12 protein-coding genes are annotated in these 21,833 nt (G+C 68.5%); 2 read left to right on the top strand and 10 right to left on the bottom strand.

Annotation, left to right across the window (positions count from 1 at the left end; translation table 11 throughout):
• The first annotated feature begins 233 nt into the window (after positions 1-233).
• A complete protein-coding gene (locus E8D38_RS17890) occupies positions 234-1,049 on the top strand; it encodes a LuxR family transcriptional regulator (RefSeq protein WP_140633978.1) in 816 nt (271 codons plus the stop codon).
• 178 nt (positions 1,050-1,227) lie between these two features.
• On the opposite strand, the gene E8D38_RS17885 is transcribed toward E8D38_RS17890, so the two are convergent.
• The 6 genes from E8D38_RS17885 to E8D38_RS17860 all read right to left on the bottom strand — a co-directional run bounded on the left by E8D38_RS17885 (position 1,228) and on the right by E8D38_RS17860 (position 8,784).
• On the bottom strand, positions 1,228-2,049 hold the full coding sequence (locus E8D38_RS17885; protein ID WP_181179212.1) for a helix-turn-helix transcriptional regulator: 822 nt from the start codon (positions 2,047-2,049) through the stop codon (positions 1,228-1,230).
• Between the two features lie 52 nt (positions 2,050-2,101).
• A complete protein-coding gene (locus tag E8D38_RS17880; protein WP_140633974.1) occupies positions 2,102-3,151 on the bottom strand; it encodes an ABC transporter ATP-binding protein in 1,050 nt (349 codons plus the stop codon).
• 26 nt (positions 3,152-3,177) lie between these two features.
• A complete protein-coding gene (locus tag E8D38_RS17875; protein ID WP_140633972.1) occupies positions 3,178-5,412 on the bottom strand; it encodes an ABC transporter permease in 2,235 nt (744 codons plus the stop codon).
• Between the two features lie 150 nt (positions 5,413-5,562).
• On the bottom strand, positions 5,563-6,597 hold the full coding sequence (locus tag E8D38_RS17870; RefSeq protein ID WP_140633970.1) for an ABC transporter substrate-binding protein: 1,035 nt from the start codon (positions 6,595-6,597) through the stop codon (positions 5,563-5,565).
• 103 nt (positions 6,598-6,700) lie between these two features.
• Positions 6,701-8,098 (bottom strand): sensor histidine kinase, encoded by a 1,398-nt coding sequence (locus E8D38_RS17865; RefSeq protein WP_140633968.1) that lies wholly within the window; start codon positions 8,096-8,098, stop codon positions 6,701-6,703.
• Positions 8,098-8,784: a response regulator transcription factor gene (locus tag E8D38_RS17860; RefSeq protein WP_140633966.1), complete on the bottom strand. Its 687-nt coding sequence runs from the start codon at positions 8,782-8,784 to the stop codon at positions 8,098-8,100. Before E8D38_RS17860 ends, E8D38_RS17865 begins: the two co-directional genes overlap by 1 nt.
• 238 nt (positions 8,785-9,022) lie before the next feature.
• Here E8D38_RS17860 and E8D38_RS17855 point away from each other — a divergent pair, with 238 nt between their 5' ends.
• Complete coding sequence (locus E8D38_RS17855) at positions 9,023-10,120, top strand: porin (RefSeq protein ID WP_181179211.1); 1,098 nt, start codon at positions 9,023-9,025, stop codon at positions 10,118-10,120.
• Positions 10,121-10,208: 88 nt separating this feature from the next.
• Here E8D38_RS17855 and E8D38_RS17850 read toward each other — a convergent pair whose 3' ends face one another.
• From E8D38_RS17850 to E8D38_RS17835, 4 genes are read right to left on the bottom strand one after another with little or no spacing between them, the layout of a single operon-like run.
• Positions 10,209-19,466 carry a DUF4781 domain-containing protein gene (locus E8D38_RS17850; protein ID WP_140633962.1) on the bottom strand — a complete coding sequence of 3,086 codons (9,258 nt, stop codon included), beginning with the start codon at positions 19,464-19,466 and terminating at the stop codon, positions 10,209-10,211.
• Between the two features lie 44 nt (positions 19,467-19,510).
• On the bottom strand, positions 19,511-20,542 hold the full coding sequence (locus tag E8D38_RS17845) for an EscU/YscU/HrcU family type III secretion system export apparatus switch protein (protein WP_140633960.1): 1,032 nt from the start codon (positions 20,540-20,542) through the stop codon (positions 19,511-19,513).
• A 4-nt stretch (positions 20,543-20,546) separates the two neighbouring features.
• Complete coding sequence (sctT, locus tag E8D38_RS17840) at positions 20,547-21,329, bottom strand: type III secretion system export apparatus subunit SctT (protein WP_425462790.1); 783 nt, start codon at positions 21,327-21,329, stop codon at positions 20,547-20,549.
• Positions 21,330-21,345: 16 nt separating this feature from the next.
• Entirely contained in the window at positions 21,346-21,831 is a 486-nt protein-coding gene (locus E8D38_RS17835) for a serine kinase (RefSeq protein ID WP_140633958.1), read from the bottom strand.
• Positions 21,832-21,833 lie beyond the last annotated feature (2 nt).

The following is a 21,833-nucleotide window of genomic DNA, read 5'->3' as shown; positions in this document are numbered from 1 at the left end:
CGCAGGGTTCGATCAAGAACGCGCGTTCGGACAACGACCCGTCCGCACGCAGGCGTATCGAACTGCAACTCCGTGAGCTTTTCACGTTTCGATTTCCGCATTCAGGGATATCGAGCGTTGAAAAGCGACAGGAGGTCGCCGTGGGAATCGTCATGTGGTACGACGCGGTCCTGCCCCAGCGGCAGATGGCTGCTGCACGCAGGACCGTTGCATCGACAACCAGCAAGCCCGGCATGAGGACACCTTCGCCGGTGATGCTGCACGAAGAGCCCGCGTCCGCGGGCCTGCCGCCGGGCAGCGTGCCGGCACAGCCTTCGTTGCTGGCATCGCTGCTGGCCGCCGAGAGCATCACCGAGCGCCGCCGGGCGGTCAGCACGCTGGTGCATTCGCTGGGCTTCGAATGGCTGGGCTATGGCCGGCTCATCCAGCTGGGCACCCATGCGGTGCCGCTGTCGTTCTGCACGACCTATGCCGACCGGCGCTGGGCCGAGCGCTACTTCGGCGAGGGCTATCACGAAGAAGACCCACGCCTGTCGGTCGCGCTGCGTTCCAGCCTGCCGGCGGTGTGGTGCATCGACCAGCTGGCCGCCCAGGCGGCCGGCAGCGTGGCCGAGTCACGGCTGCGGCGTTTCGTGGCCGAACTGGCCGAGACCGGCATGCGCAGCGGCGTGCTGTTCGCACTGCCCGCAGCATCGGGCCCGGAGCGCCACTTCATCAGCCTGCTGTCGCGCACGCCCGGAGCGGCCTGGATGGGCGATGGCCTGCTCGGCCAGGTGCTCACGCTGTCGCTGTGCCTGCACGAGTTCTACACGCGCTATGCCGGCGCGCCCCAGGCGGCCGAAGCGCCCGCCGCGCAGCAGCCGAAGCTCACGCCCATCCAGCGAGACATCCTGGTGTGCGTGTCGCTGGGCATGGGCGACAAGGAAATCGCCGCGCGGCTGAACCTCACGCTGCACAACGTCGACTACCACATGCGCCAGCTGCGCCGGCGCTTTGCGGTGCGCAACCGGGTGCAGTTGATGCAGGCGGCGCAGAACCTCGACATCTGAGCACAGGGCCTGTTAACGCTATTTGGAGCCTCACGCTTGGGTCCCTGGGGGTGATCCCAGGAAACGGGCGCCCTCCGCGTTGCAAATGCTCAGCGGGGGAGTCGCCCCGCTTCCGCTTTGCGCCTTGATGGCGCCCGTTTCCTGGGTCACGTGAGGCTCCAAATAGCGTCAACGGGCCCTAGGCCGCGGCCTCGATGGCCGCGTTGACCAGCTGTACGCGGTTGCGGGCGGCGAAGCGCCTGCGCAGCTGGCGCATGTGGTAGTCCACCGTGTGCTCCGACAGCTTCAGGTGATAGGCGATCTCCTTGTCGCTGCGGCCCTGGATCAGGTAGTTGAGGATGTGCTGCTGAGTGCGCGGCATGCCCGCGCCGGTGCCGGGCTTTCCGGTCAGCACCGGGCTGCGCTGCGCCAGGCACTCGTGCACGCTCAGCGCCAGCGTGAGCGCCTGGCCCAGCACGCTGTCGACGATCCACTGCCGGTTCGGCGAACTCGACATCAGGCTGATGACCGTGCGCTCGTTGGCGCGCGTGGGCGATGCCAGGCTGAAGAACACGCCGCTCCTGATGCCGCTGTCGCGGAAGTCGTCGAGGAAGCGCCGGCGATGCGGCGTCGATCGCACGCTGTTGACCGAAGCCGCGAGGTGGTCGATGTCCCACAGCAGCGGCAGGCTGGAACACGGCGCGTCCTGGTGACGGGAATCCACCTCGTAGTAGCGCTCGTCGAAGTAGCGGCGCGTCCACGCCGGGTGGCCATAGCTGGTGAAGAAGCTCTGCGGCAGCGAACGCGAGCGGTGCTGGCACACCGTGCCGTAGCCCAGCCACTCGAAGCCGATGGCGTGGAGCATCGCGCGCACGAGGCGCTGCCGCTCCTCGCCGCTGCTGGCGCTCAGCAGGTCGTTCACCACGCTCGGCATGCGAGGCAGTTCGGTGCCGCCGGGCGGCGGCGACAACAGGTCCTGCTCCGCGTACAGCACCGGCGCCGCCGATGCGCAGAGGGTCATGTCTTCGCCATGCATGGCTGCCTGCCTTTCGGATGGTTCAGAAGAACAAGGTTCAGCTCCGCACCGCCACGACGGAGACGCCGTGGTCGGCAAGGTGGAGGCTCACCGGCGCGCCTCGCGACAGCGGCTGCTTCACATCCGGCGAGACGACGAAGATGTCGCCCAGCAGGCTGCCGAGGGTGTATTCCATGACGCTGCCCACGTAGGTCTGCTTGACGACCCGCGCCGCCAGACCGGAGTTGCTCACCGGCCCGATGACCCAGGCTTCGGGCCGCACCGCGATCTTCACCGGCCCGGGTTGCACCGGTGTGGCAGGCCTGATGGAGAGCGAGCCGAGCGACACCTGCCCGTCGGGCTGACATACGCCGTCGAACAGCATCGCCTCGCCCATGAAGCCGGCCACGAATTCGGACTGCGGCGACTCGTACAGCTCATGCGGTGTGCCCGACTGCGCGATGACGCCCTGGTCCATCACGATGATCTGGTCGCTCACCGCCAGGGCCTCGCTCTGGTCGTGGGTGACGTAGGCCACGGTGAGCGACAGGCGCTGCTGCAGCGAGCGGATCTCCTCGCGCATCGAGCGGCGCAGCCTGGCATCGAGGTTCGACAGCGGCTCGTCGAACAACAGCACCGCCGGCTCCAGGGCCAGCGCCCGGGCCAGTGCCACCCGCTGCTGCTGGCCGCCGGACAGCTCGCTCGGCATGCGGGCGTCGAGACCGCGCAGGCCCACTGTCTCGAGCATCACCGCGGCCTTGGCACGGGCCTGGTCCACCGCAAGGCCCGACATGCGCAGCCCGTACGACACGTTCTCGATGACGTTCATGTGCGGGAACAGCGCATAGCTCTGGAACACCAGGCTCACGTTGCGCTGCGCCGGTCCGAGGGTGGTGACGTCGCGGCCGTCGATGAAGATCTGCCCCGACGTGGGCGACTCCAGCCCCGCGATCATGCGCAGCGTGGTGGTCTTGCCGCAGCCCGACGGCCCGAGGATGGTGGTGAGGCTGCCCTTCTCCACACCGAAGCTGATGTTGCGAACGGCCAGTGGCGCATCCGCTGAGCTGCCGTAGCGTTTGGAGACGTTGCGGAATTCAATGCCGTACATCGTTGTCTTTCCTTCCTGGGAGTCAGTCAGAGTGCGCGCTGCGGCGCGAGCGCCGGCTGTGCCGGGGCGGTTTCGGCCGCCGCCGCCTCGCGCCGGCCGAGCTTGCGGTCGCCCACGATCCACTGGATGGCGGCCGTGGCCAGCGCCATCAGCACGATGAGCGCGGTGCTGTAGGCCAGCGCCACGCCGTAATCGCCCTGCCCGACGCGGCCGATGATGAAGGTGGTGGCCAGTTCGGTCTGCGCGGTGACCAGGAAGATCACCGCCGACACGGTGGTCATGGCCCGCACGAAGCTGTAGATCAGGGAGGCTGCCACTGCCGGCTTCAGCAGCGGCAGCACCACGTTCCACAGCGTGCGGGCGGTGGAGGCGCGCAGCATCAGCGAGGCCTCGTCGAGCGACTTGTCCAGCTGCCTGAAGGCGGCAGAACCCGCCCGCACGCCCACCGGCAGGTTGCGGAACATGAAGCACATCACGATGATGAGCCCGCTGCCGGTGAGCTCGAACGGCGGCACGTTGAAGGCGAGGATGTAGCTCACGCCCAGCACCGTGCCCGGAATGGCGAATGCCATCAGCGCCGAGAACTCGAAGGCGCCCTGCCCCCGAAACTGCAGACGCGCCAGCAGCCAGGCGATCAGGAGGCCCAGCCCGGCGGTCAACGGCGCTGCGGCAGCCGCCAGCTTCACCGTGGTGAACAGGGAGTCCCAGGCAATGCCCTGCCAGATGAGCGAGCCGCCCTCGACGGCGATGCCGAACGCGTTCTGGAAGTGCGCCAGCGTGGGCGAGTAGTTGCGCCCCCAGGTCTGCACGAAGCCGCCGCTGAAGGCGAACAGGTAGACCACCAGGGTGAAGGCCAGCCACGGGATGGCCACCGCCAGCGCCACGCGGCGCAGGCCGTCGGGCAGCCGCATCGAGATGCCCGCATCGCCCTTGCCCGACACGGTGGTGAAGTTGCGCTTGCCGAGCACGCCGCGCTGCAGCGCGAACACGCCCAGCGCGAACAGCGTGAGGATCCATGCGAGCGCCGCGGCACGCCCCTGGTCGAACTGCGCGCCCACGATGGCGAAGAAGATCTCGGTGGAAAGCACCGAGAACTGCCCGCCGGCCACGATGGGGTTGCCGAAGTCGGCAATGCTCTCGATGAAGCCCACCAGGAAGGCGTTGGCCAGCCCCGGCAGCATCAGCGGAAAGGTCACATGGCGGAACGTGCGCCACGGGCTCGCGCGCAGCGTCTGCGAGGCTTCCTCGAGCGAGGGGCTGATGCCCTGCACCACGCCGCGCACGATGAGGAAGGCAATGGGCGTGAAGGCGAACAGCTGCGCCAGCCACACGCCGAACCAGCCGTAGAACCAGCGCCCCGGCGTGATGCCGAAGGCCCATTCGAGGAACTGGTTCACCAGCCCGGCGCGGCCGAACAGCAGGATGAGCCCGAGGCCCACCACGAACGGCGGCGTGATGATGGGCAGCGGCGCGAGCAGGCGCAGCACGCGCCGCACGCGCGAGTCGCTGCGGTCTTCGATCAGCGCGAGCAAGGTGCCCAGCACCGTGGTGCTGGCGCCGGTGAGCACCGCCAGGAACAGCGTGTTCCAGGCCACGCCGCAGGCCGCGCCGGTGGTCACGCAGCCCAGGCCCCAGATGCGCTCGTTGGCGATGCGCGACCAGCCGGCGGTGAAGCTCCACTGGCCGCCCTCTTCGACAAACGCACCGGCCAGCGCGCGCATCACCGGGAAGGCCACGAACAGCAGCAGCAGGCTGCCGCTGGCGACCACCGCGCCCGAGACGAACAGGTCGCCGCGGAAGGCGCCCAGCCGCGCCAGGCCGAAGGCGATCTGCAGCAGCAGCGCGGCCAGCACCAGCGTGGCACCCCAGCCGAAGCCGGGTTGCGTGGCCGGCTCCGCCCCGGCGAACCAGGGGGCCAGCCAGGCGATGCCGCCGCTCTGCAGCCCGATGGCAAAGCCCTGGGCCAGCAAGGCGACCAGGCCCAGCACGCCGCTGGCCAGCAGCACCTGCCCCTGCATGCGGCCCGGCGCGAGCGCGGCCGCGGCCAGGCCGACGACCAGCGCCGCAGCGCCCCAGACCAGCCAGCCGCGCCGATGCAGCAGCACCTGGGCCAGTGCCGAGGAGGTGTCGTGGCCGCCCGCCAGCTCACCCGGGCGGAGGGCCAGCAGCCCCTCGGGCAGCTGGTACCAGGGCAGCAGCACAAAGGCGGCCAGGCCGAGCAGCGCCCAGACGACGATGGCCTTGTTGTTGCGAAAGTCCATGGCGTGATTGCCTTCTTCTCTCTGTCTCTGAGTTGCTGCGCCGCGTCCAGCGGCTGCAGCCCCGGCGGACGCCGCGGATCCGGCTTTGCCGGTCCGCTGGCGTCGCCCCCTTGAGGGGGAGCGGCGAAGCCGCTACGGGGGTGGTCTACATCACCGAGGCAGCGAGTTGACCTCGCGCTCCCAGCGCTCGATCAGGCGCTTGCGCTCGGCCGACTTGCCGTATTTCGCGTAGTCGTAGTGGATGAACTTGATGGTGCGGAAGTCGGGGATGCGGCTGTCCAGCGGCGTGTTCTTGTTCGACGGCAGCTGGAACTGCTTGGCCGCCACGCCGAGCTGCTGCGCATTCGGCGTGAGCGCCCATTCGTAGAACTTCTTCGCGTTGTCGAGGTTGCGCGCGCCCTTGATGATGGACATGGAGCCGATCTCGGCGCCGGTGCCTTCGCAGGGCGTGGAGGTGGCCACCGGAAAGCCCTGCATCTGCTCGCCGGGGGCGTCGTGCACGAAGCTGATCGACACCGTGGTCTCGCCGCGTGCCGCCGCCTTGATGGGGCCGGTGCCGGAGCGGGTGTATTGGCTGACGTTCCTGTGCAGGCCCTTGAGGTACTCGTAGGCCTTGTCCTCGCCCATGAGCTGCACGATGGTGGCGATCATCGTGTAGGCCGTGCCCGAGCTGGCCGGGTTGGCCACCTGCACCTCGCCCTTCAGCTCGGGGGCCAGCAGGTCCTTCCAGCACCTGGGCGCGGCGAGCTTCTTCTTGGCCAGCAGCTCGGTGTTGAAGCCGAAGCCCAGCGGCCCCGAATACACGCCCACGGTGCGCCAGCCCGACTGCTGCGCCTGGGCCTGCGCCCACGGGTGCAGCTGAGGCAGGCTGGGCGACTTGTACTCCAGCGTGAGGTCCTGCTCGGCGGCCTGCAGGTGCGGGTCGCCGGTGCCACCGAACCACAGGTCGGTCTTCGGGTTGGCCCGCTCGGCGATCAGCTGCGCGAGCGCTTCGCCGCTGCCGCGCTTGAGCACGTTGACCTTGATGCCCGAGCTGCGGGCGAAGGCCGAACTCATCATCGAGCACCATTCGTCCTGCACCGAGCAGACGACATTGAGCTGGCCGGAGCCTTGGGCCTGGGCCGCCGAGCCGGCGGCGAGCAGGGCGACTGCGGCCGCCGCCGCTCGATAGCTGCAGAGATTCATCGAACGTTCTCCTCGTGTACGGAATTCGAAGAAAGGCACGCCCCGCATGCGCCGCTTGCGGGCATGCATCGGGCTGCGAAACAGGAAACGGTGTGTCGTCGTGTCAGGGCCCCTGGCCCCAGGTGACCACCGCATCGACGCCGATGACCTTGTCACCGTCGATGCGGTTGAACAGCTCCATGGTGGCGCCCATCGCGTCGGCGATCTGGCGGCAGATCGACAGGCCCAGGCCCACGCCGCCCTTGGCCGACGAAAACGGCTGGAACAGGCGCGGGCGGATCTCGTCGTCGAGCCCCGGGCCTTCGTCCCACACCACCAGCTCGGTGACGGCTGCGTAGGTGCGCAGCAGCACGCCCAGCCGGCCGGCAGGCTGCGTGTGTGCAATGGCATTGGCCAGCAGGTTGCGCACCAGCTCGCCGAGCATCACCGCATCGGCCGGGGCCTGCGCGCCCTCTTCGCCCTCGAGCGCGAAGTCGAGCCGCTTGGCGGCGATGAGCGGCGACAGCTCCATCACCGCCTCGCGTGCGACGCCCCACAACCCTACCGGCTGCAGCTGCCCTGCCCGCTTGATCTGCTCGAGCTTGGTGAGGCTCAGCAGCTGGTTGGCCATGCCGCTGGCGCGGTCCACCGTGTGCAGCATCTGCGGCAGCACCTCGGCGGGGGGCACGTCGCCCGCAATGGCTGACTGCAGCTGCGTGCGCAGCACCGACATCGGCGTGCGCAGCTGATGCGAGGCATCGGCCAGGAAGCGGCGCTGCTGCCCGACCCATTCGCGCTGGCGGCGGTGCAGGCCGTGCATGCGCTCCACAGCCGGCAGCAGCTCGGCCGGCCCGTCGTAGGCCGCGGCATCGGTCTGCGGCGAGCCCAGCGCTTCGCGTGCGCGGTCGAGCCAGCGCAGCGCGAGTGCCACGCCGCTGGCCACCACCACGGTCATGGCCGCGGCCAGCGCATACACCCACAGCAGCGGCTCGCGCGGCAGGTCGCCCAGCGACGGAAAGCGCAGCGCCAGCGGCTCGGCCGACTGCACCATCACGCTGGCGGCGTCGTCCGGCGCCCGGCTCACATGGCGCACCGCGGCGGCCGCCCGCACCAGCTTGCCGTGCAGGTGGGTGACGTAGAGCTGCGGCGTGCCGGTGGACGCCAGCGAGGCGCTCCACGGGTAGACGGCAAGGCCTCGCTCGCCGGCGATCCATTCACCGTTCATGTCGCTCACCCGGTAGTGCGTGGACATGAAAGCAGGCTCGGCGCCCGACAGCACGCCCGACTGCGAAAGCACCGCATGCCGCGGCTCGGCCGCGCTGCCGCTGGAGCGGCTTTGCACCACCTCGGCAATCGCGGCGCGCAGCCGCTCGTCCTGCGCATCGGCCGCCTGCACCGCAGTGGCAAGGTAGAGCACGAGCGTGATACCGCCCACCAGCAGCCACAGGCCGCCCAGCAGCCACACCAGCAGGAAGCGCCGCAACGACCGGGCGCGCAGGAGCCAGGCGTGCCATGTGAGCATCACCTCGCAGCCTGCGCCACTGCGCTGGCGTCGTCGCACAGCAGATAGCCGACGCCGCGCAGCGTGAGGATCTCGACGCTGGCGCGCTGCAGCTTCTTGCGCAGGCGGTGCACGATCACCTCGATCGCGTCCACATGCGTCTCGTCGTTGTCGCCGAACACCGCGATGCGCAGCTCCTCCTTGGGCACAACGTGGTCCACCCGGGACATCAGGCTCCTGAGCAGGTCGCCCTCGCGCGGCGACAGGTCCAGCGGCACCTCGTTGTTGTAGAAGGCGTTGGAGGCCGGCTCGTAGCGCAGCTGGCCGCAGCGCAGCTCGCCGTCGCGGCCCAGCCGGCGCGTCAGCGCCCCCAGCCGCGCCACCAGCTCGTCGAGGTCGAACGGCTTGGCGAGGTAGTCGTCGGCCCCCGCATTGAGCCCGGCCACCCGCTCGCTCACCGCGCCGCGTGCGGTCAGCACGAGCACCGGCACCCGGCTGCCGTCGCTGCGCAGCCGCTGCAGCAGTTCCAGACCGTCGAGCCGCGGCAGCGTGAGGTCGAGCACCAGCACGTCGAACGGCTTCTTGCGTGCCGCGGCAAGCGCCTCGATGCCGTCGGCGCAGCACAGCACGTCGAAGCCCCGGGCGGCCAGGCTCTTGCCCAGCACACCGGAAAGATCGAAGTCGTCCTCAACCAGCAGCAGTTTCATGCCGTGCATCGTGCCACCGTGCATCCGGTTGCGAACCGGGACTTGCACCACGGGGGGTTGCAAGCCAGCCGAAAGCAACGCCGGGTGAAAGCCAGCTTGCAATTCGCTGGCGCCGGCGTAGCGGGTAGATCCGTTTGTTGGCCCTCGCGCATCCATGAAGCATTGCCGCGCGCCACACAACAGAGAGCGCGAACGGCAATCGCCCTGCCGCACAGCGGGGCCCATCCACGGAGACTTCATGAGAACCAGCCTCACCACCTTAGCACTGGCAGCCTGCGCGCTGCTTGCATCCCATGGCGCGCATGCGCAGTTCACCCTCTACGGCCGCGCCAACGTCGACTTCGAGAAGACCCGGCTCGGCGGCACGCCGGCGGCCGACGCCTTCGGCGGCAACCAGCGCGTGTCGAGCAACTCGTCGCGCTTCGGGCTGCGCGCGGCCACCGAGATCGAAGGCATCAAGGTGTTCGCCCAGCTCGAGTCCGGCGTGAGCTGGGACGCCGGCGGCGACACGCTGGCCGGGCGCGACACCTTCGTCGGGCTCGAGGGCGTGTTCGGCAAGTTCCGCCTCGGCAAGATGGACACGCCGATGAAGGACCTGGGCGGCCTCACCGACCGCTTCAAGGGCACCGGCATCCAGGACGACGGCTCCATCGCCGTGCTGGGCGGCTCGAACAACGGCTTCGGCCGGCGCCAGAGCAATTCGCTGCGCTACGACTCGCCCGATTTCGCCGGCTTCGGCGCCGCCCTGCAGTACGGCCTCGACAACGAGGACAAGGGCTCGGGCGAACAGAAGAAGCTCGTCAGCCTGTCGCTCACCTGGCGCATCGCCAGGCTCAAGGCGATGGCCGCATGGGAACAGCACCGCAACTTCAACGCCACCGGCTTCAAGGACGACGCCTGGCGGCTGGGGGCCAACTACGACTTCGGCTTCCTCAACATCGGCGCGGGCTTCAACAAGCTCAACTACGAGCTGCCGGTGGGCACCGCGAGCCGCAAGTACGCCACCGTGACCGCGGCCGTGCCGGTGGGCAAAGGCGCCTTCAGCCTGCGCTACGGCCAGGCCGGCGACGTGAGCGGCTCGGCCCCGGCCGGCACCACCGTGGTGGGCGCCGACGCGGCCGCGCTGTTCGTGGGGGCCGAGTCGGGTGCGCGCCAGATGACGTTCGGCTACGAGCACAACCTGTTCAAGGGCGCCCAGGCCTACGTCTACTGGACGAAGATCAGCAACGACACCAACGCCAACTACCGCTTCGGCGTGAACCCGCTGAACGTGGCGGCGGCCGGCGCGGGGGCGGATCCGTCGGGCTTCGTGATCGGCATGCTGTACGACTTCTGATCAACAGAGGCGCCGGCAGTGCGCTGCCGGCGCCTCTGTTGCAGCGCCTGCGTCACGCGGGCACGGATGCGGCATGCCCGGCGTCACTTCAGCCGCTCACCCGCGTCTCTCCCACCTTGACCTTCCAGCCCTCCATCAGCGTGTCGGGGTCGCCGGCGACGTTGCTGACGACGCCGTCCATCAACCGCTTGTCGAACCGCGGGTTGAGGTTGAACAGCTGCGACAGCGCCTCGTTCGCCACCCGGTTGCGGCCGCCCTCCTGCCTGGCCTTGTCGAGCTCAGGTCCCGCCAGCAGCGTGGCCGCGTTGTTCTCTGCGATGCCTCTCAGCGTGCCGGTCTTCGGGTCGCTGCCATCGACTGTGACGTAGATGGGCTTGAACACTGGCGGGTGCGGGTCGCGGCCAGGTGGCTTGTCGCCGGTGCCAGGGGTAGTGGCCGACGGGCTGGGCCTCACCGTCGGTGCTGTCGTCACCGAGGGGCTTTGGGTGGCCGACGGGCTGTTGGCCGGGCCGGGCACGGGCATTTGGTCGGCTGGCTGCTGCAGCCAGTCCTTCACCCCGCTGGCCGCCTGCTTCAGCCCCCAGACCGTCCACTCCACGAGGTTCTTGGCGTTGTCGTCCTTCTTCGGCGCGAAGAAGGCGTTGTAGACCGCCGGAGCGACCGGCACCAGTGCGATGGCCCCCACCGCGCTCCACTTCAGGATCTTGGTGGCGGTGGGCGCGGCGCCGTTGCGCAGCGCCGGAATCTGCTGGAGCCCCACCCATGCCACGGTCAGCCCGGCTTGCGTGTAGGAGGCGTATCCGAGCAGGGGGAGTCCCGCTTCCTGGAGGCCGACGCCCACCGCGACGGCTCGCCCAGCGCTGGCGAGGCCGAAGAAGTCTCGCCACTTGTTCCACTTGTCCTTGTCGATCTGCGCGTTTGTGAGCTCCTTGTCGAGATCCGGGTCCGCGGCGCGCGTCTGCTTCTCGTCGAGGCCGCTGGCCTTCATCGCAGCCTTGAGCTTGGCCTTCACGTTGTCCAGGTGGTCCACCTTGATGTTGTACTTGTAGTTGGCCCACAGCGAGCCGCCGGCCAGCAAGTCGGCAAAGTGCGCCACACCGGTCGTGACGGAGCTGATCCGCATGGGCTTGAAGAACCAGCCCACGAACACGTTGGTGCTTGCCACCAGCGTGGCGCGACGGCTGGTGAGGCCGAGCCGGGAACTCGGCGCGTTGGTGCTGCCGGCATTGCCTTCGGCGGCCTGAGCGCTCACGTATCCGGGCTTCTCGGGGTCGGCCGCCACCTCGAGCAGTGCCTTGTACAAGTCGCCATGCGCGCGACGCAGGTCCTGCCGCTCGTCGACCCGGCGTTCGAACGCCTTGCGCACCTGCGGGAACCGGCGCAGCAGCCGCGCCTCGGGCGAGTTGTCCTTCGACGCCGGATCGGCTGCCCGGGCCAGCTCGCTGCGGTCCATGTTGCTCAGGCGGCGGAGCAGCTCCTGGCGGACCACACGGGTCTTCTGGCCGAACATCCCGTCGCGCTGCCGGAAGCGAACCAGCTGGATGAAGTCGCCCACACCCGGCTCATCCAGATAGCGCTTTGGCGCGAGCGCCACCTCGTCTGGGTGCTGGATGGTGTCAAGCCGGAACCGGCTGGCGGAAGGGGCGTCGTCACCCATGGCGCCGAGCTTCTGCCTGAAGGTCTCAGCCACCTCTTGGACCTTCCAGATGCTGGTGTACAGCTCATCGATCTTCGAGCGCTCCATCAGGTTGTCGCCGCGCCAGCCGGAACCCCTGGTCACCTTGCCAATGAGCTTTTCCGCCAGGCCCAGGTTGCCCGTCGTGGCGGCGGCATACGCTTCCTTGCTCCGCTGAGAAGCAGTGAGGTAGGCGCCGCGCCCGAAGCTCGACAGCGGCTGCGTGGCGTAGCTTGCGCCGGGATGCTTGAGGGCGGCTGCGGGCCATGGCAGGAACGGCGCAACGCTCTCCGCGGCGATCCGGGCTCCCGCCGCCCCGTAGGTGAACACCTTCGCGCGGATCTGTTTTTTCTCGCCTGTTCTCCTGTGAGTCGGTGTGTGCGTCAACACGCCCTTCACGGCTTCCTTCCACGTCGCGGCCACCTCGGTCGAACGGCCGAGTTCAGTGCCGTGGCGCGTGTTCGGGATGCCGATCGGCAGCTGCGTGCCGTCGCGGCCCACGTGCACCGCGCCGACGATCTCCGAGCTGTCGAACTGCTGGCGCCTGCGCGGCAAACCCTTGGCCGCATCGGGCACCAGCCGGTGCACCCAACCGCCACCGTTTTCCTGGGCAGCCTTCGCGGCTGCCGCATAGGTCTCATAGAGTTTTCGACCCTTCACGCCAGCGCCGCTGAAGATGGTGTCGTGGGGGCCCACGTTCGAGACGACGAACTTCACGCGCGAGTTGATCTCCGGCTCGTCGGTGAGGCTCTTCAACACCGCGGCCTCGTCGGCGGAGGTCTTCAGTGGCGGCACCTTCGAGCCGGGCTGGGCCGCCAGCTGCTGGCGGTGGATGTATCCGTCCGCGCCTCGTGCCACATCGTCCCAGGTGCTGCGACGCCGGCCGAACGAGGTGGGTTGCAACGCATCGCCTTGCGCATCGAATCCGGGCTTGCCTGCATTGGAGGGCAGCCCTGAGACCCATCCCTGCGGCCCCTGCGCCGGCGCATCGTGCGGCGAAGTCGCAAGGAATCGCCGCAGCTGCGGCCCCGACATCACCGTCATGTCCACCGGCGGCCTGCCGCCCTGGTGCGTGACGATCACATGCACATCCGCTGCGTCGAAGCTCCTGACATGGCGACCGGCCTGCGCGTCGATCACGTCCACATCATCGCCACGCCGCACGAAGTTCACGATGTGCAGGTCGGCGCCGTCGCCACCGCCCATCGTGACGAAGCCGCGCGAGCCTTCAGGCAGCGTCGCGACATGTGCCAGTGCATCGCCAGAGTTGCCGAAGGCGGCGGTGGGGGCGTCGCCGTACAGCGCAAACACCTGCGCCAGCGTCTTGGCGCCAGAAGGCACGGCCTGCAGCAGCGTGCCAGGCGAACTCATCATCCGATCGAGCGTCACCGCGCTGTTGATGCAGTTGGTGTCCGAGCGCGTTGGGTTCACGCTGCGCGCCATGGCATGTTCATCGCCATGCGTGATGCGCCACGGCTTCGCGCCTTCACCGTGCGTTCCCGTGGCCCGCGGGCGCTCAAACGCCACGCGGCTGGCGCCGGGCATCCGGAGGGTGCGCTGGTACTGCAGCGGCGGATGGTACGGATCGGCGGCTGGGCGGAAATGAAGGTTGGTCGCGTCGGGGTAGCCCGCTTGGATGTGGCCATGCACCTGTTGCATCGAGTGCGCCGCGTTGATCTGGTGCGGGCCCACCAGCGTCGGAAATCCCTCGTGCCCTTCGCTGCTCAAGCCCAGCGCGCGTGCGAACTCGATCTGGTGGTAATAGGCGCGCGCTTCCAGGTCGCCGCCGAACACCTCACTGCCGCGCTGGTGCACGCCGCTGTCCACCACCTTGTCGCCGACGCGGATCTGGTAAGGGCGCCCGATGTCGAGCTGTGTCAGGTGATCCAGCGCATGCGTGCCTTCATGCACGGCATCGAGCAGCAGCGCCCATGGGTCGCTGTCGCGGTTCAAGAAGATGCGGTGGCCACGGGCGAACGCCAACGGCACGTCCGTATCCTGTGTGCTGCGCGCACGCTGGAATTCCGGCGCGCTCAGCAAGTTGAACTCGATGTCGCCGTTGTCGAGGGCCCGCGCGATACGCGTCGACTGCGGGGTGACGCCTCGCAGCGAGTTGGCGAAGTCGGCAACCGTGTCCAGCTGCGGCGGGCGCGACGGCCGGATCTGGTAGGTCTGCGGGCGCGGTGTGACCAGCGGCGTCCAGCCATTGATCTCCACCGGCGTCCCCGCATGTTCGAGCCGCCGCCAGGCGGCGAGCACCTGGCGCTGGAAGAGCTCCGGCATATGGGTGGAGGTCATGCGGACGCTCTGCGGTGTGCCATAGAGCGTCTCGACCGCTTCGAGGTGCTGTTGCGGCGTGGCTTGAGGCGCTTCTTCTCGCATCACGTGCAACAGCTCTTTCCGCATGGCCGGATGCAAGGCCGCGCGCAGCAGCGTGTCGTCAAACCAGCCGGGTTCGGATGGCGCCGCGTCGTTGCTGTCGCGCGCCCTGGCCGCGAGCGTGACTTCTTCTTGCCGCGATCGCCGACTTGGGCTGCGCACAGCAGCCCCAGGCTGGTTGGCTCCCGCAATCTGGTCGGTGTGGACGCGCGCATGCGGGTTGCGCAGGTCGCGGTGCGCGGAGATCGCGCGCACCGTACCTTCGCCGGCGAGCCGCCTGGACGATGGTCTATCGTTCGGCGGGCGGCCGTGATCTGTCGTGCGCTTGAGGCTTGTGGTGTTCAGATCTGAAAGCACGATCCTGCTGCCTTCATCCAGGGCGGCCGGCTTCACAACCTTGATGGATGAAGTCCCCTCTGGCGCCTGCTTCCACCAGGAAGGCCGCTCGCGCAGCGGGGCCAGCGGGTCGGGTGTATCGGATGGCTTGCCGGCAGGCAACTGCCCCGGCTTGCCCGAAGGCAACGTGTCGGTCGGCAGGCTGAAGTCGTCGCGGCCTCTTGCTGCAAGCGCAGGCACTGCTTCGGGTTCGCCCATGGCGCCATTGGCAATGGGGCGGCTGACCGGCGCCGTGGCCGAGGTGCTTGCCGGTGCGTCGCGAAACGCCCCCTTGACCGAGTTGTGTGCCTGCACGTAGCCCTTGGCAAACACCGGCGACGCAAAGCCCGCTGCATTGAGCCCCAGCATCGCGATCTGCTGGTTGCGCTCGCTGGGCGACATGTTGTCCCAGTTCTGGATCAGCTGGCGCACGCCCTCTTCCATGGCGACGCCGCTGCCCACGGCCAGCGGCTTGGCGGCGGCCTGCGCCGGCTTGCCCCAGGCCGCCGCACGCTGCGCATACGCGACGCCCTGCTGCAGGTCGGCGGCCTGCTGCGCCGTGAGCCTGGTGACGTCGGCCACATCGCCCACCCGGTCGAAGGCTGCCTTGGAGCGCAGCGCCAGCATCGTGGCGCGGCCTGAGGCGCCCACCACCGGGACGCTCAGCGCCGACAGCCCGAGGTTCAGCCAGTCCATGCGCGCCTGTGCGTTGGTGAAGGGGTTGACGCTCTGGCCGTGGTCGGCCTGGCGCTGGAGGCTCTGCGCCGAGGTGACCACGCCATAGGTACCGGCCGCCACCAGGCTCACCGAGGCGACTGCGATCGCCGCCCCCGGCACCGACAGCGTGCCCATCGATCCCACGGTGAGCACCACGCCCGCCACCAGCCCCACGCCGGCGACCACGTAGTCGATCTTGGAGACGCGGCGGAAGGTTTCCCAGCCGGTCTCGGTGCGCGCATCGGCCACCAGCAGCTTCACGTTGCCCTTGTCGTCGAGCGTGAACTTGCCGTCCTCGGGCATCACCAGCTTCACGTCTTCGACCGGCAGGCTGTTGTTGGCTCGGTAGTCGTCCAGGCTCTTGTATTCCCAGCCCTGTTCGTCAACGTACTTGACCTGTCCGTTGTCGCCCTCGACCTTGAAGATGGCGGTCTTGACGATGCCGCCGTTCTTCTCGTCGAGGCCGTAGACCACCGGCAGCACCGTGACCTTGGCGTCGTCGCCGCCGAGTTCGATGATCTTGTCGACCACGTTCCCGCGCAGCTCCTTCTGCTCCTTCACCAGGTTGCCGTAGAGGTCCTGCGTCTTCGTGAGCTGCTGGTTGTAGGCCGGGCTGTTCGGGTCGAGCTCCACGCTGGGCTGCCAGCCCAGCGCCTGCGACACCAGGTTGCCCAGGTGGGTGCGGCCCTGCATCGTGATGGCCTCGCCGCCGTACTGCACGTAGTGGTCGTTGATGACCGACTGCGCCATCACCTGCGGATTGCTGTCGAACAGCCTGTACAGCGCCTGCGGGTCGTTGTGCTCGCCGGGCTTGAGGTTGTGCGAGATGAAGGCCTGCTCGTCGGCGCGCGCGCCGGCGTTGGCCGCCTGGCCGCGCTTGACGAGGTCGTAGTCGCCCTTGGCCTGCTGCAGCGCCTTCCAGGTGTCGGAGCTCTTCTCGGAGCCGGCGAGCCAGGGGTTCTCGCGCTTCCAGGTGTCGTGCGCGGCCTGCGCCGTGTCGACCGTGCGCTGCGCCCGATCGGTGTGCAGCTTGTCGCGCGCGCCCTGCCAGTCCGTGATGGCCTTCAGGGCCAGGTCACGCTGGTCGTCGGCCTTCTCGCCGGGCGGCTTGGCGTAGCACATCGCATCGGGGCGGCCCGCGCGCTTGTTCGCGTCGTATTCCTGTCGTTCCCGGTTGCTCGACTGCCATAGAAGCACGGCGTCGACGGCCGCCTGCTCCTTGCGCGCGATGTCCTCGAGCGCAATCGCTTCGTCGAGCTTGGTCTTGAGCTCTGTGCGGTCGCCCGTGCCCTGGTCGTAGTTCTGCTGCGCCAGCTTGCGGGCGTCGGTGGCGTCGGTGAGTGCCTTGTCCACCTGGGGCTTGCGCTTGGCCAGGTCGTCGGTGAGCAGCAGGGTCGGCCTGGGCTTGCCGTCCAGGCCCAGCACCGGGGGCGGAGGCTCTGCAGGTGGCAGCGTCTGGCCCTTGAGCTTCAGGTCATCGAGGAACTTGGTGCGGCCGACGTCTGCCTCGTAGGCCAGGCGCTTGGTATCCCAAAGCTTCGCGGTCACGCCGTGCATCTCGAACTTGTCGCTGCGGGAGGCCACCATGCCGGCGCGGCCCGCGGCGACATAGGTCTTGAAGCTGACGTAGTACTTGCCGTCCTTGTGCTCGATCTGGGTGCCGTCCTTGAGCTCCCAGGTGCCGTCGGGCTTGATCTTCGTGCCGTCGCTCAGCACGCGGGTGCCGTCGTCCTCCTTCTTGGCAGTGCGCAGCAGTTCGTCATAGTTGGACGGCGGCTTCACGTCATAGGTGGGGTCGAAGCCGGCGGGCTGGTCCTCGAGGTTCGCAGCGAAGTTGTAGCCGCCCCGCGTGTAGCCTTCGTTGGGCTTCACGAAGCCGAAGTTGTCGTACTGGTTCTGTGCCGCGTCTGCGCGGTAGCGGGTGTCTGCCTGCTTGACGAGGCTCGCGTCATTGTCGACGGCCAGCTTGAGCTGGTCGTACTTGTCGAGCGCGGCCTGGTAGGTCTGGTCCTTCTTGACCTTGTCGTCGCCTTTGGCGTTCTGCCATTCGGTGCGGGCCGTCTCGACCGTCTGTTCCTGGGTCTTGAGCAGCTTCTGGTTGTCGCCGAGCCGGGTGCGCGCCGCCTTCACCTGCTCGGGTGAGAACTCGGGCGGCTTGAGCGCATTGGCGACGGCGGTACGCGCCTTGTCGCGCAGGTCGTTCACCCGCTGTTGCGCCTGAGCCTCGGTCATCGTCGGGCATCGGCTTGCCGAGCCCGGGTTCTGGATCTCGACCAGGTCGCGCTGCGCCTGCCGCAGCTCCTTGATGGCCTTCAGCGCGTCAGCCATGCCCTGGGCCTGACGCTGCAGCTGCAGCTTCCCCCCGAGGTCGGCTTCCAGTTCGGCGATCGTGTCTGCCGAGGCTCCGTACCTGCGCGCCGCGGTCAGCGCGCTCTGTGCCGCGGTCACGCCGTCGTTGGCATCGGTGAGCTTCTTGTTGATGTCGCCTTCGGCACCCAGCCAGGCCTGGCTGTCGAGCCGGCCGGGAGTCTGGCCGTCGCCGGTGCCGAACATGTCCTCGAGCGTGAGCTTGAGCTTGGCCTGCGCCTGGTCTGCAGCCAGCTGGGCGCCGCCCACCGTCTTGCCGTCCTTCTGCTCGCCGTTCACGCCTACGTGTGCTTCCCATAGCTGAGCAGTCACAGGGTTGAGCTCCTGCTTGCTCTGCGTGCCCCGCGGCCCGGACGTCACGTAGTACCACTTGCCGTCGATCTTCTGGACGTTCTTGCCGGCGTCGGTGCCCGGCGTGGCCCAGAAGGTCTTGTCATAGCCGTCGGGCGTGATGGTGCGGGTGGTCTTGGTGCCCCGGTGGTTGTACTCGACTTCCTTGAGCTGCGGCTGGTTGCCCTTCTCGGCTTCCCACGCGGCCGTTGCATCGGCCAGGTTGCCCTTGGCATCGAACAGCTTGAGCTTGGCCGAGGCATCGTCGCGCAGGTCGTGCGCGAGCGTCTGCTCGTCAATGGCGCCGTCGAGGAGCTTCTCGGCCTTGGCGATGGCATCCTTGTCCCCGCTCGCCTTCGCCTTGGCATAGCCGGCCTGCGCGTCGCGCACCTTGATGTCGGCGATGTCGGACTCGTACTGCGAGTCCGTCGCGTCGCCCTGGAGCTTCAGGCGATCGGCCTTGGCCTGCGCGTCGTCGGCTTCCTGTCGCAGGCGCTTGGCCTCGGCGCGCGCGTTCTCTCGCGCGGTGACCTGGGAATCGGTGGAAGCCGACTTGAAGTTCTTCGCATAGGCCTCTGCCGCGTCGGCCTTCTCGTCGGCGGTCTTGGCATCCTGGCGAGCCTTGTCATAGTCGGCCTGGGCGGTCTTGCGTGAGTCGTACTGCTCCATGCGCAACTGGCGCGCGGCCGGGCTTTCGCCCTTCACTTCGGACTTCGCCGCGTTCAGCGACTCATCGAATGCCTTGGGATCGAAGACGCCGCCGTCCTCGAGGCGCTTGCGGATGGCAGCCGCCTGCTCGTCGATGGCGGTGTTCACATCGCCCCCCTTGGCCTGGGCCGTGACCCCCGCCGTGCGCATCTCCTGCTGCGCGGCATCCAGCCACTCGCCTATGGCCTTGTTCGCCTTGTCCTCCTGCTCCTTCGTCGGCTGCTCGCCACGCATCAGCGCATCGAACGCGGGCTTGGCCGCCTCCTGCGCCTTGGTCTGCAGGTCCTTGGTGCGCGCCGAGGCACCGTCGAGCGCCTGATCGCCCTTCTGCTCGGGCGCCTCGTACAGCGCCACCACCTTCTTGGCCAGGCCGACTTCCTTTTCGGCGGCCTGCGTGCCTTCCGATGGAGCGGTCGGATTGCGACCCTGCTGCGCGTCCTGCAGCTTGCTGTCGAGCAGCAGCTTCTCCTTCTCGGCCAGGCTTGCCTTCGCCTCCTTCTTCAGCGCCTCGGTCTCCTTGGCCTGGGCCGCATCGCGCAACTGCTGGAGCTCCTTGTCGTCCTTCTTCTCTGCGCGCGCGGCATCGGCGGCGGCCTTCTTCGCCTGCTCGGCTTCGCGCCTGGCGGCCTCGGCCTGGCGGCGGGCTTCCTCTGCCTTGCGCCGCGCCTCCTCGGCCGCTCGCCGGGCAGCTTCTTCGGCACGACGACGAGCCTCCTCGGCAGCCCTCAGTGCGGCCAAGTGCTCCGCAGCGGCTTGCGACTCAGGGCTGGGCTTGCTGACGGTTCCGGGTCCCATGGTGTTCGTCCTCGATCGTGTTGGTCGGGTGCGCTCCAAGAGCGCTATTCCTGCCCCTGCGCCCAGCGCAGCAGCTTGGCCACCGGCGCGTACAGCGCGCGCGGAATGGCCTGGTCCTGCGGAACTTCCTCGTAGAGCCGCTCGGCGAGCTGCGGCTCGAATTCGGTGGGGATCAGCGCTTCGCTGGAGATGCGCCGGATCTGGGCGGCGATGTCGCCCTCGCCCCGAGCGATGACCCGCGGCAGGTCGTTTTCGCCGAGGTATTGCAGCGCCACTGCGGTGCGCGCGGAATGGATCACCGCCGAGGCCATGCGCACCCGGTCGGCCAGGGTGAAGTACACCGCCTCGAAGTGGGCCGAGCGGCGCCGCGAGCGGTTGATCGGGTCGCCCTCCACTTCCTTGTGCTCCTGGCGCAGGTCCTCGATCGACATGCGCTGCTGCTTCATGAATTCGTAGTGCTCGTGGGCGTAGTCGAGCAGCGCCATCACCACGTAGATCACGACGGCCCAGCCGAACATGGTGAGCACCATCTGCGCGCCGGCCGAGAGCATGGTCGCCGGCCTTGCATACCCGAGCTTCATCGCCGGGTCCACGTAGGCACGCACCACCACGTACATGAGCGCGGCCAGCAGCGTGGTCTTGAGCAGCATCTTCAGCAGATTGACCAGGCTGCGCGTCGAGAAGATGCGCTTGAGCCCTTCGCCCGGGTTCATGCGGTTCACGTCGGGCTTGATGCGTTCCCACGCGGCCACGCCGCCCACCTGGAACAGCGAGCCCAGGATGCCGGCCACTGCCACCACCGCCATGATGGGCAGCGTGCCCCACAGCAGCGTCTCGGTGGTGTGCAGCAGCAGCTCGCCGAAGCGGTCGTCCGGCCGGGTCAGCAGCGTGGTGCTGGTGGCATGCAGCCACAGCTCGCGCAGCAGCGTGAAGATGAGCCCGCCCCCCAGCCACAGCATGATCACCCCGACCGCGAACACCGTGGTGGAGGCGACGTCGGAACTGAACACGACCTCACCCTTCTTGCGCGCGTCGCGCAGGCGCTTGGGGGTCGGGTCCTGGTTCTTTTCTGCCATGGCGCTACAAGGTGGCCCGCAGGAAGTCGAGCACACCGTTCTCCGGCCGCAGGAACTGCTGCAGCGACTCGTAGACGAAGAACAGCAGCAGCACCATCATCAGCGTGGCCAGCAGGCTCTTGAGCGGCTGCGAGAACACGAAGACGTTGAGCTGCGGCGCCACCCGGCTGATGAGGCCCATGCCCAGCTCCACCAGCATGAGCACGAACACCACCGGCGCGGCCAGCTTCACGATCCACAGGAACAGCGTGTCGCCCTGGCGGATGGCGAACTGCTCCAGCACCGCGCCCACGCTCGGGAAGAACGAACCCACCGGCCAGATGCGATAGGAGTCGACCACCACCCCCAGCATCGCCAGCAGGCCGCCGGCCGAGACGAACAGCGTGATGACCGTCCAGCCGAGGAACTCCCCGGTCGGGCCGTTCTCGTGGCCGGCCACCGGGTCGAAGAACGACGCGTTGCTGGAGCCGGTTTGGAAGTCGATGAGGTCGCCCACGCTCTGGATGGCCCAGATGAAGATGCCGAATCCAAGGCCCAGCAGCAGGCCGATGAAGGCCTCCTTGCTGGCGATGAGCACCCAGGTGCCGATGTTCACCTCGGGCAGGTTGCCGGCCACCGGCGACATGAAGATCGCGAGCATCAGCAGCAGCCCGTTGCGCACGATGCCGGTGATCATGCTGCCCGACAGGAACGGCACCACCGCGAAGATCGCGAACAGCCGCGGCAGCGTCAGCACCACGGCCGAGAACATGCGTTCCAGCGCTTCGAGTTCGATGGTGGTTTCCACGGCGGCAGCCCCGGCGCTACGAAATCCGGCGCGACGACCAGGCCACCGACGCGACCTCCTCGGCCACGGCCTCCTGCCGCGCCTCCTGCAGGCGGCGCTGCTGCTGCAGCCTGCGCTGCTGCATCTGCCGCGCCTTCTCGACTTCGCCGGCGGCCGCGCGCATGCGCTGCCGGCTCTCCTGCAGCACCTGCTCGCGCTGCTGGTGCAGCCCTTGCGCCTGCGCAACGCCGGTGGCCGCGGTGGCGATGTGTGCGTCGAGCGCGCCGCTCCAGGCGCTGGCCTGGCGCAGCTGCGCCACGCTGCAGGCGCCGCCCGACAAAGCGCCGGTGGTGGCCTGCCAATGGGCGGCCTTGGCATCGATCTGCTGCTGCAGCTGCGCATGCGCCTGCTGCAGCGATGCCAGGCTTTCGTCTGCCGCGGCACGGTCGCGCGCCACCGCCTCCATGGCGGTGCGCTTCTGCCGTTCGCGCACTTCGATGAGGAGTTTCCAGTCCACCGCCATGG

Origin of the sequence: Methylibium rhizosphaerae (assembly GCF_006386545.1) — a bacterium.
In the GTDB taxonomy this organism is placed as follows: Bacteria; Pseudomonadota; Gammaproteobacteria; order Burkholderiales; family Burkholderiaceae_C; genus Pseudorivibacter; species Pseudorivibacter rhizosphaerae.
Note: the sequence above shows the minus strand (reverse complement) of the source record. Positions and strands in the feature narration are given on the sequence as shown.

Bases quoted from the DNA above. Each gene is read 5' to 3' on its own strand.
- E8D38_RS17890 (WP_140633978.1), top strand. From the start codon at position 234: ATGAGGACACCTTCGCCGGTGATGCTGCACGAAGAGCCCGCGTCCGCG.
- E8D38_RS17885 (WP_181179212.1), bottom strand. From the start codon at position 2,049: ATGACCCTCTGCGCATCGGCGGCGCCGGTGCTGTACGCGGAGCAGGAC.
- E8D38_RS17880 (WP_140633974.1), bottom strand. From the start codon at position 3,151: ATGTACGGCATTGAATTCCGCAACGTCTCCAAACGCTACGGCAGCTCA.
- E8D38_RS17875 (WP_140633972.1), bottom strand. From the start codon at position 5,412: ATGGACTTTCGCAACAACAAGGCCATCGTCGTCTGGGCGCTGCTCGGC.
- E8D38_RS17870 (WP_140633970.1), bottom strand. From the start codon at position 6,597: ATGAATCTCTGCAGCTATCGAGCGGCGGCGGCCGCAGTCGCCCTGCTC.
- E8D38_RS17865 (WP_140633968.1), bottom strand. From the start codon at position 8,098: ATGCTCACATGGCACGCCTGGCTCCTGCGCGCCCGGTCGTTGCGGCGC.
- E8D38_RS17860 (WP_140633966.1), bottom strand. From the start codon at position 8,784: ATGAAACTGCTGCTGGTTGAGGACGACTTCGATCTTTCCGGTGTGCTG.
- E8D38_RS17855 (WP_181179211.1), top strand. From the start codon at position 9,023: ATGAGAACCAGCCTCACCACCTTAGCACTGGCAGCCTGCGCGCTGCTT.
- E8D38_RS17850 (WP_140633962.1), bottom strand. From the start codon at position 19,466: ATGGGACCCGGAACCGTCAGCAAGCCCAGCCCTGAGTCGCAAGCCGCT.
- E8D38_RS17845 (WP_140633960.1), bottom strand. From the start codon at position 20,542: ATGGCAGAAAAGAACCAGGACCCGACCCCCAAGCGCCTGCGCGACGCG.
- E8D38_RS17835 (WP_140633958.1), bottom strand. From the start codon at position 21,831: ATGGCGGTGGACTGGAAACTCCTCATCGAAGTGCGCGAACGGCAGAAG.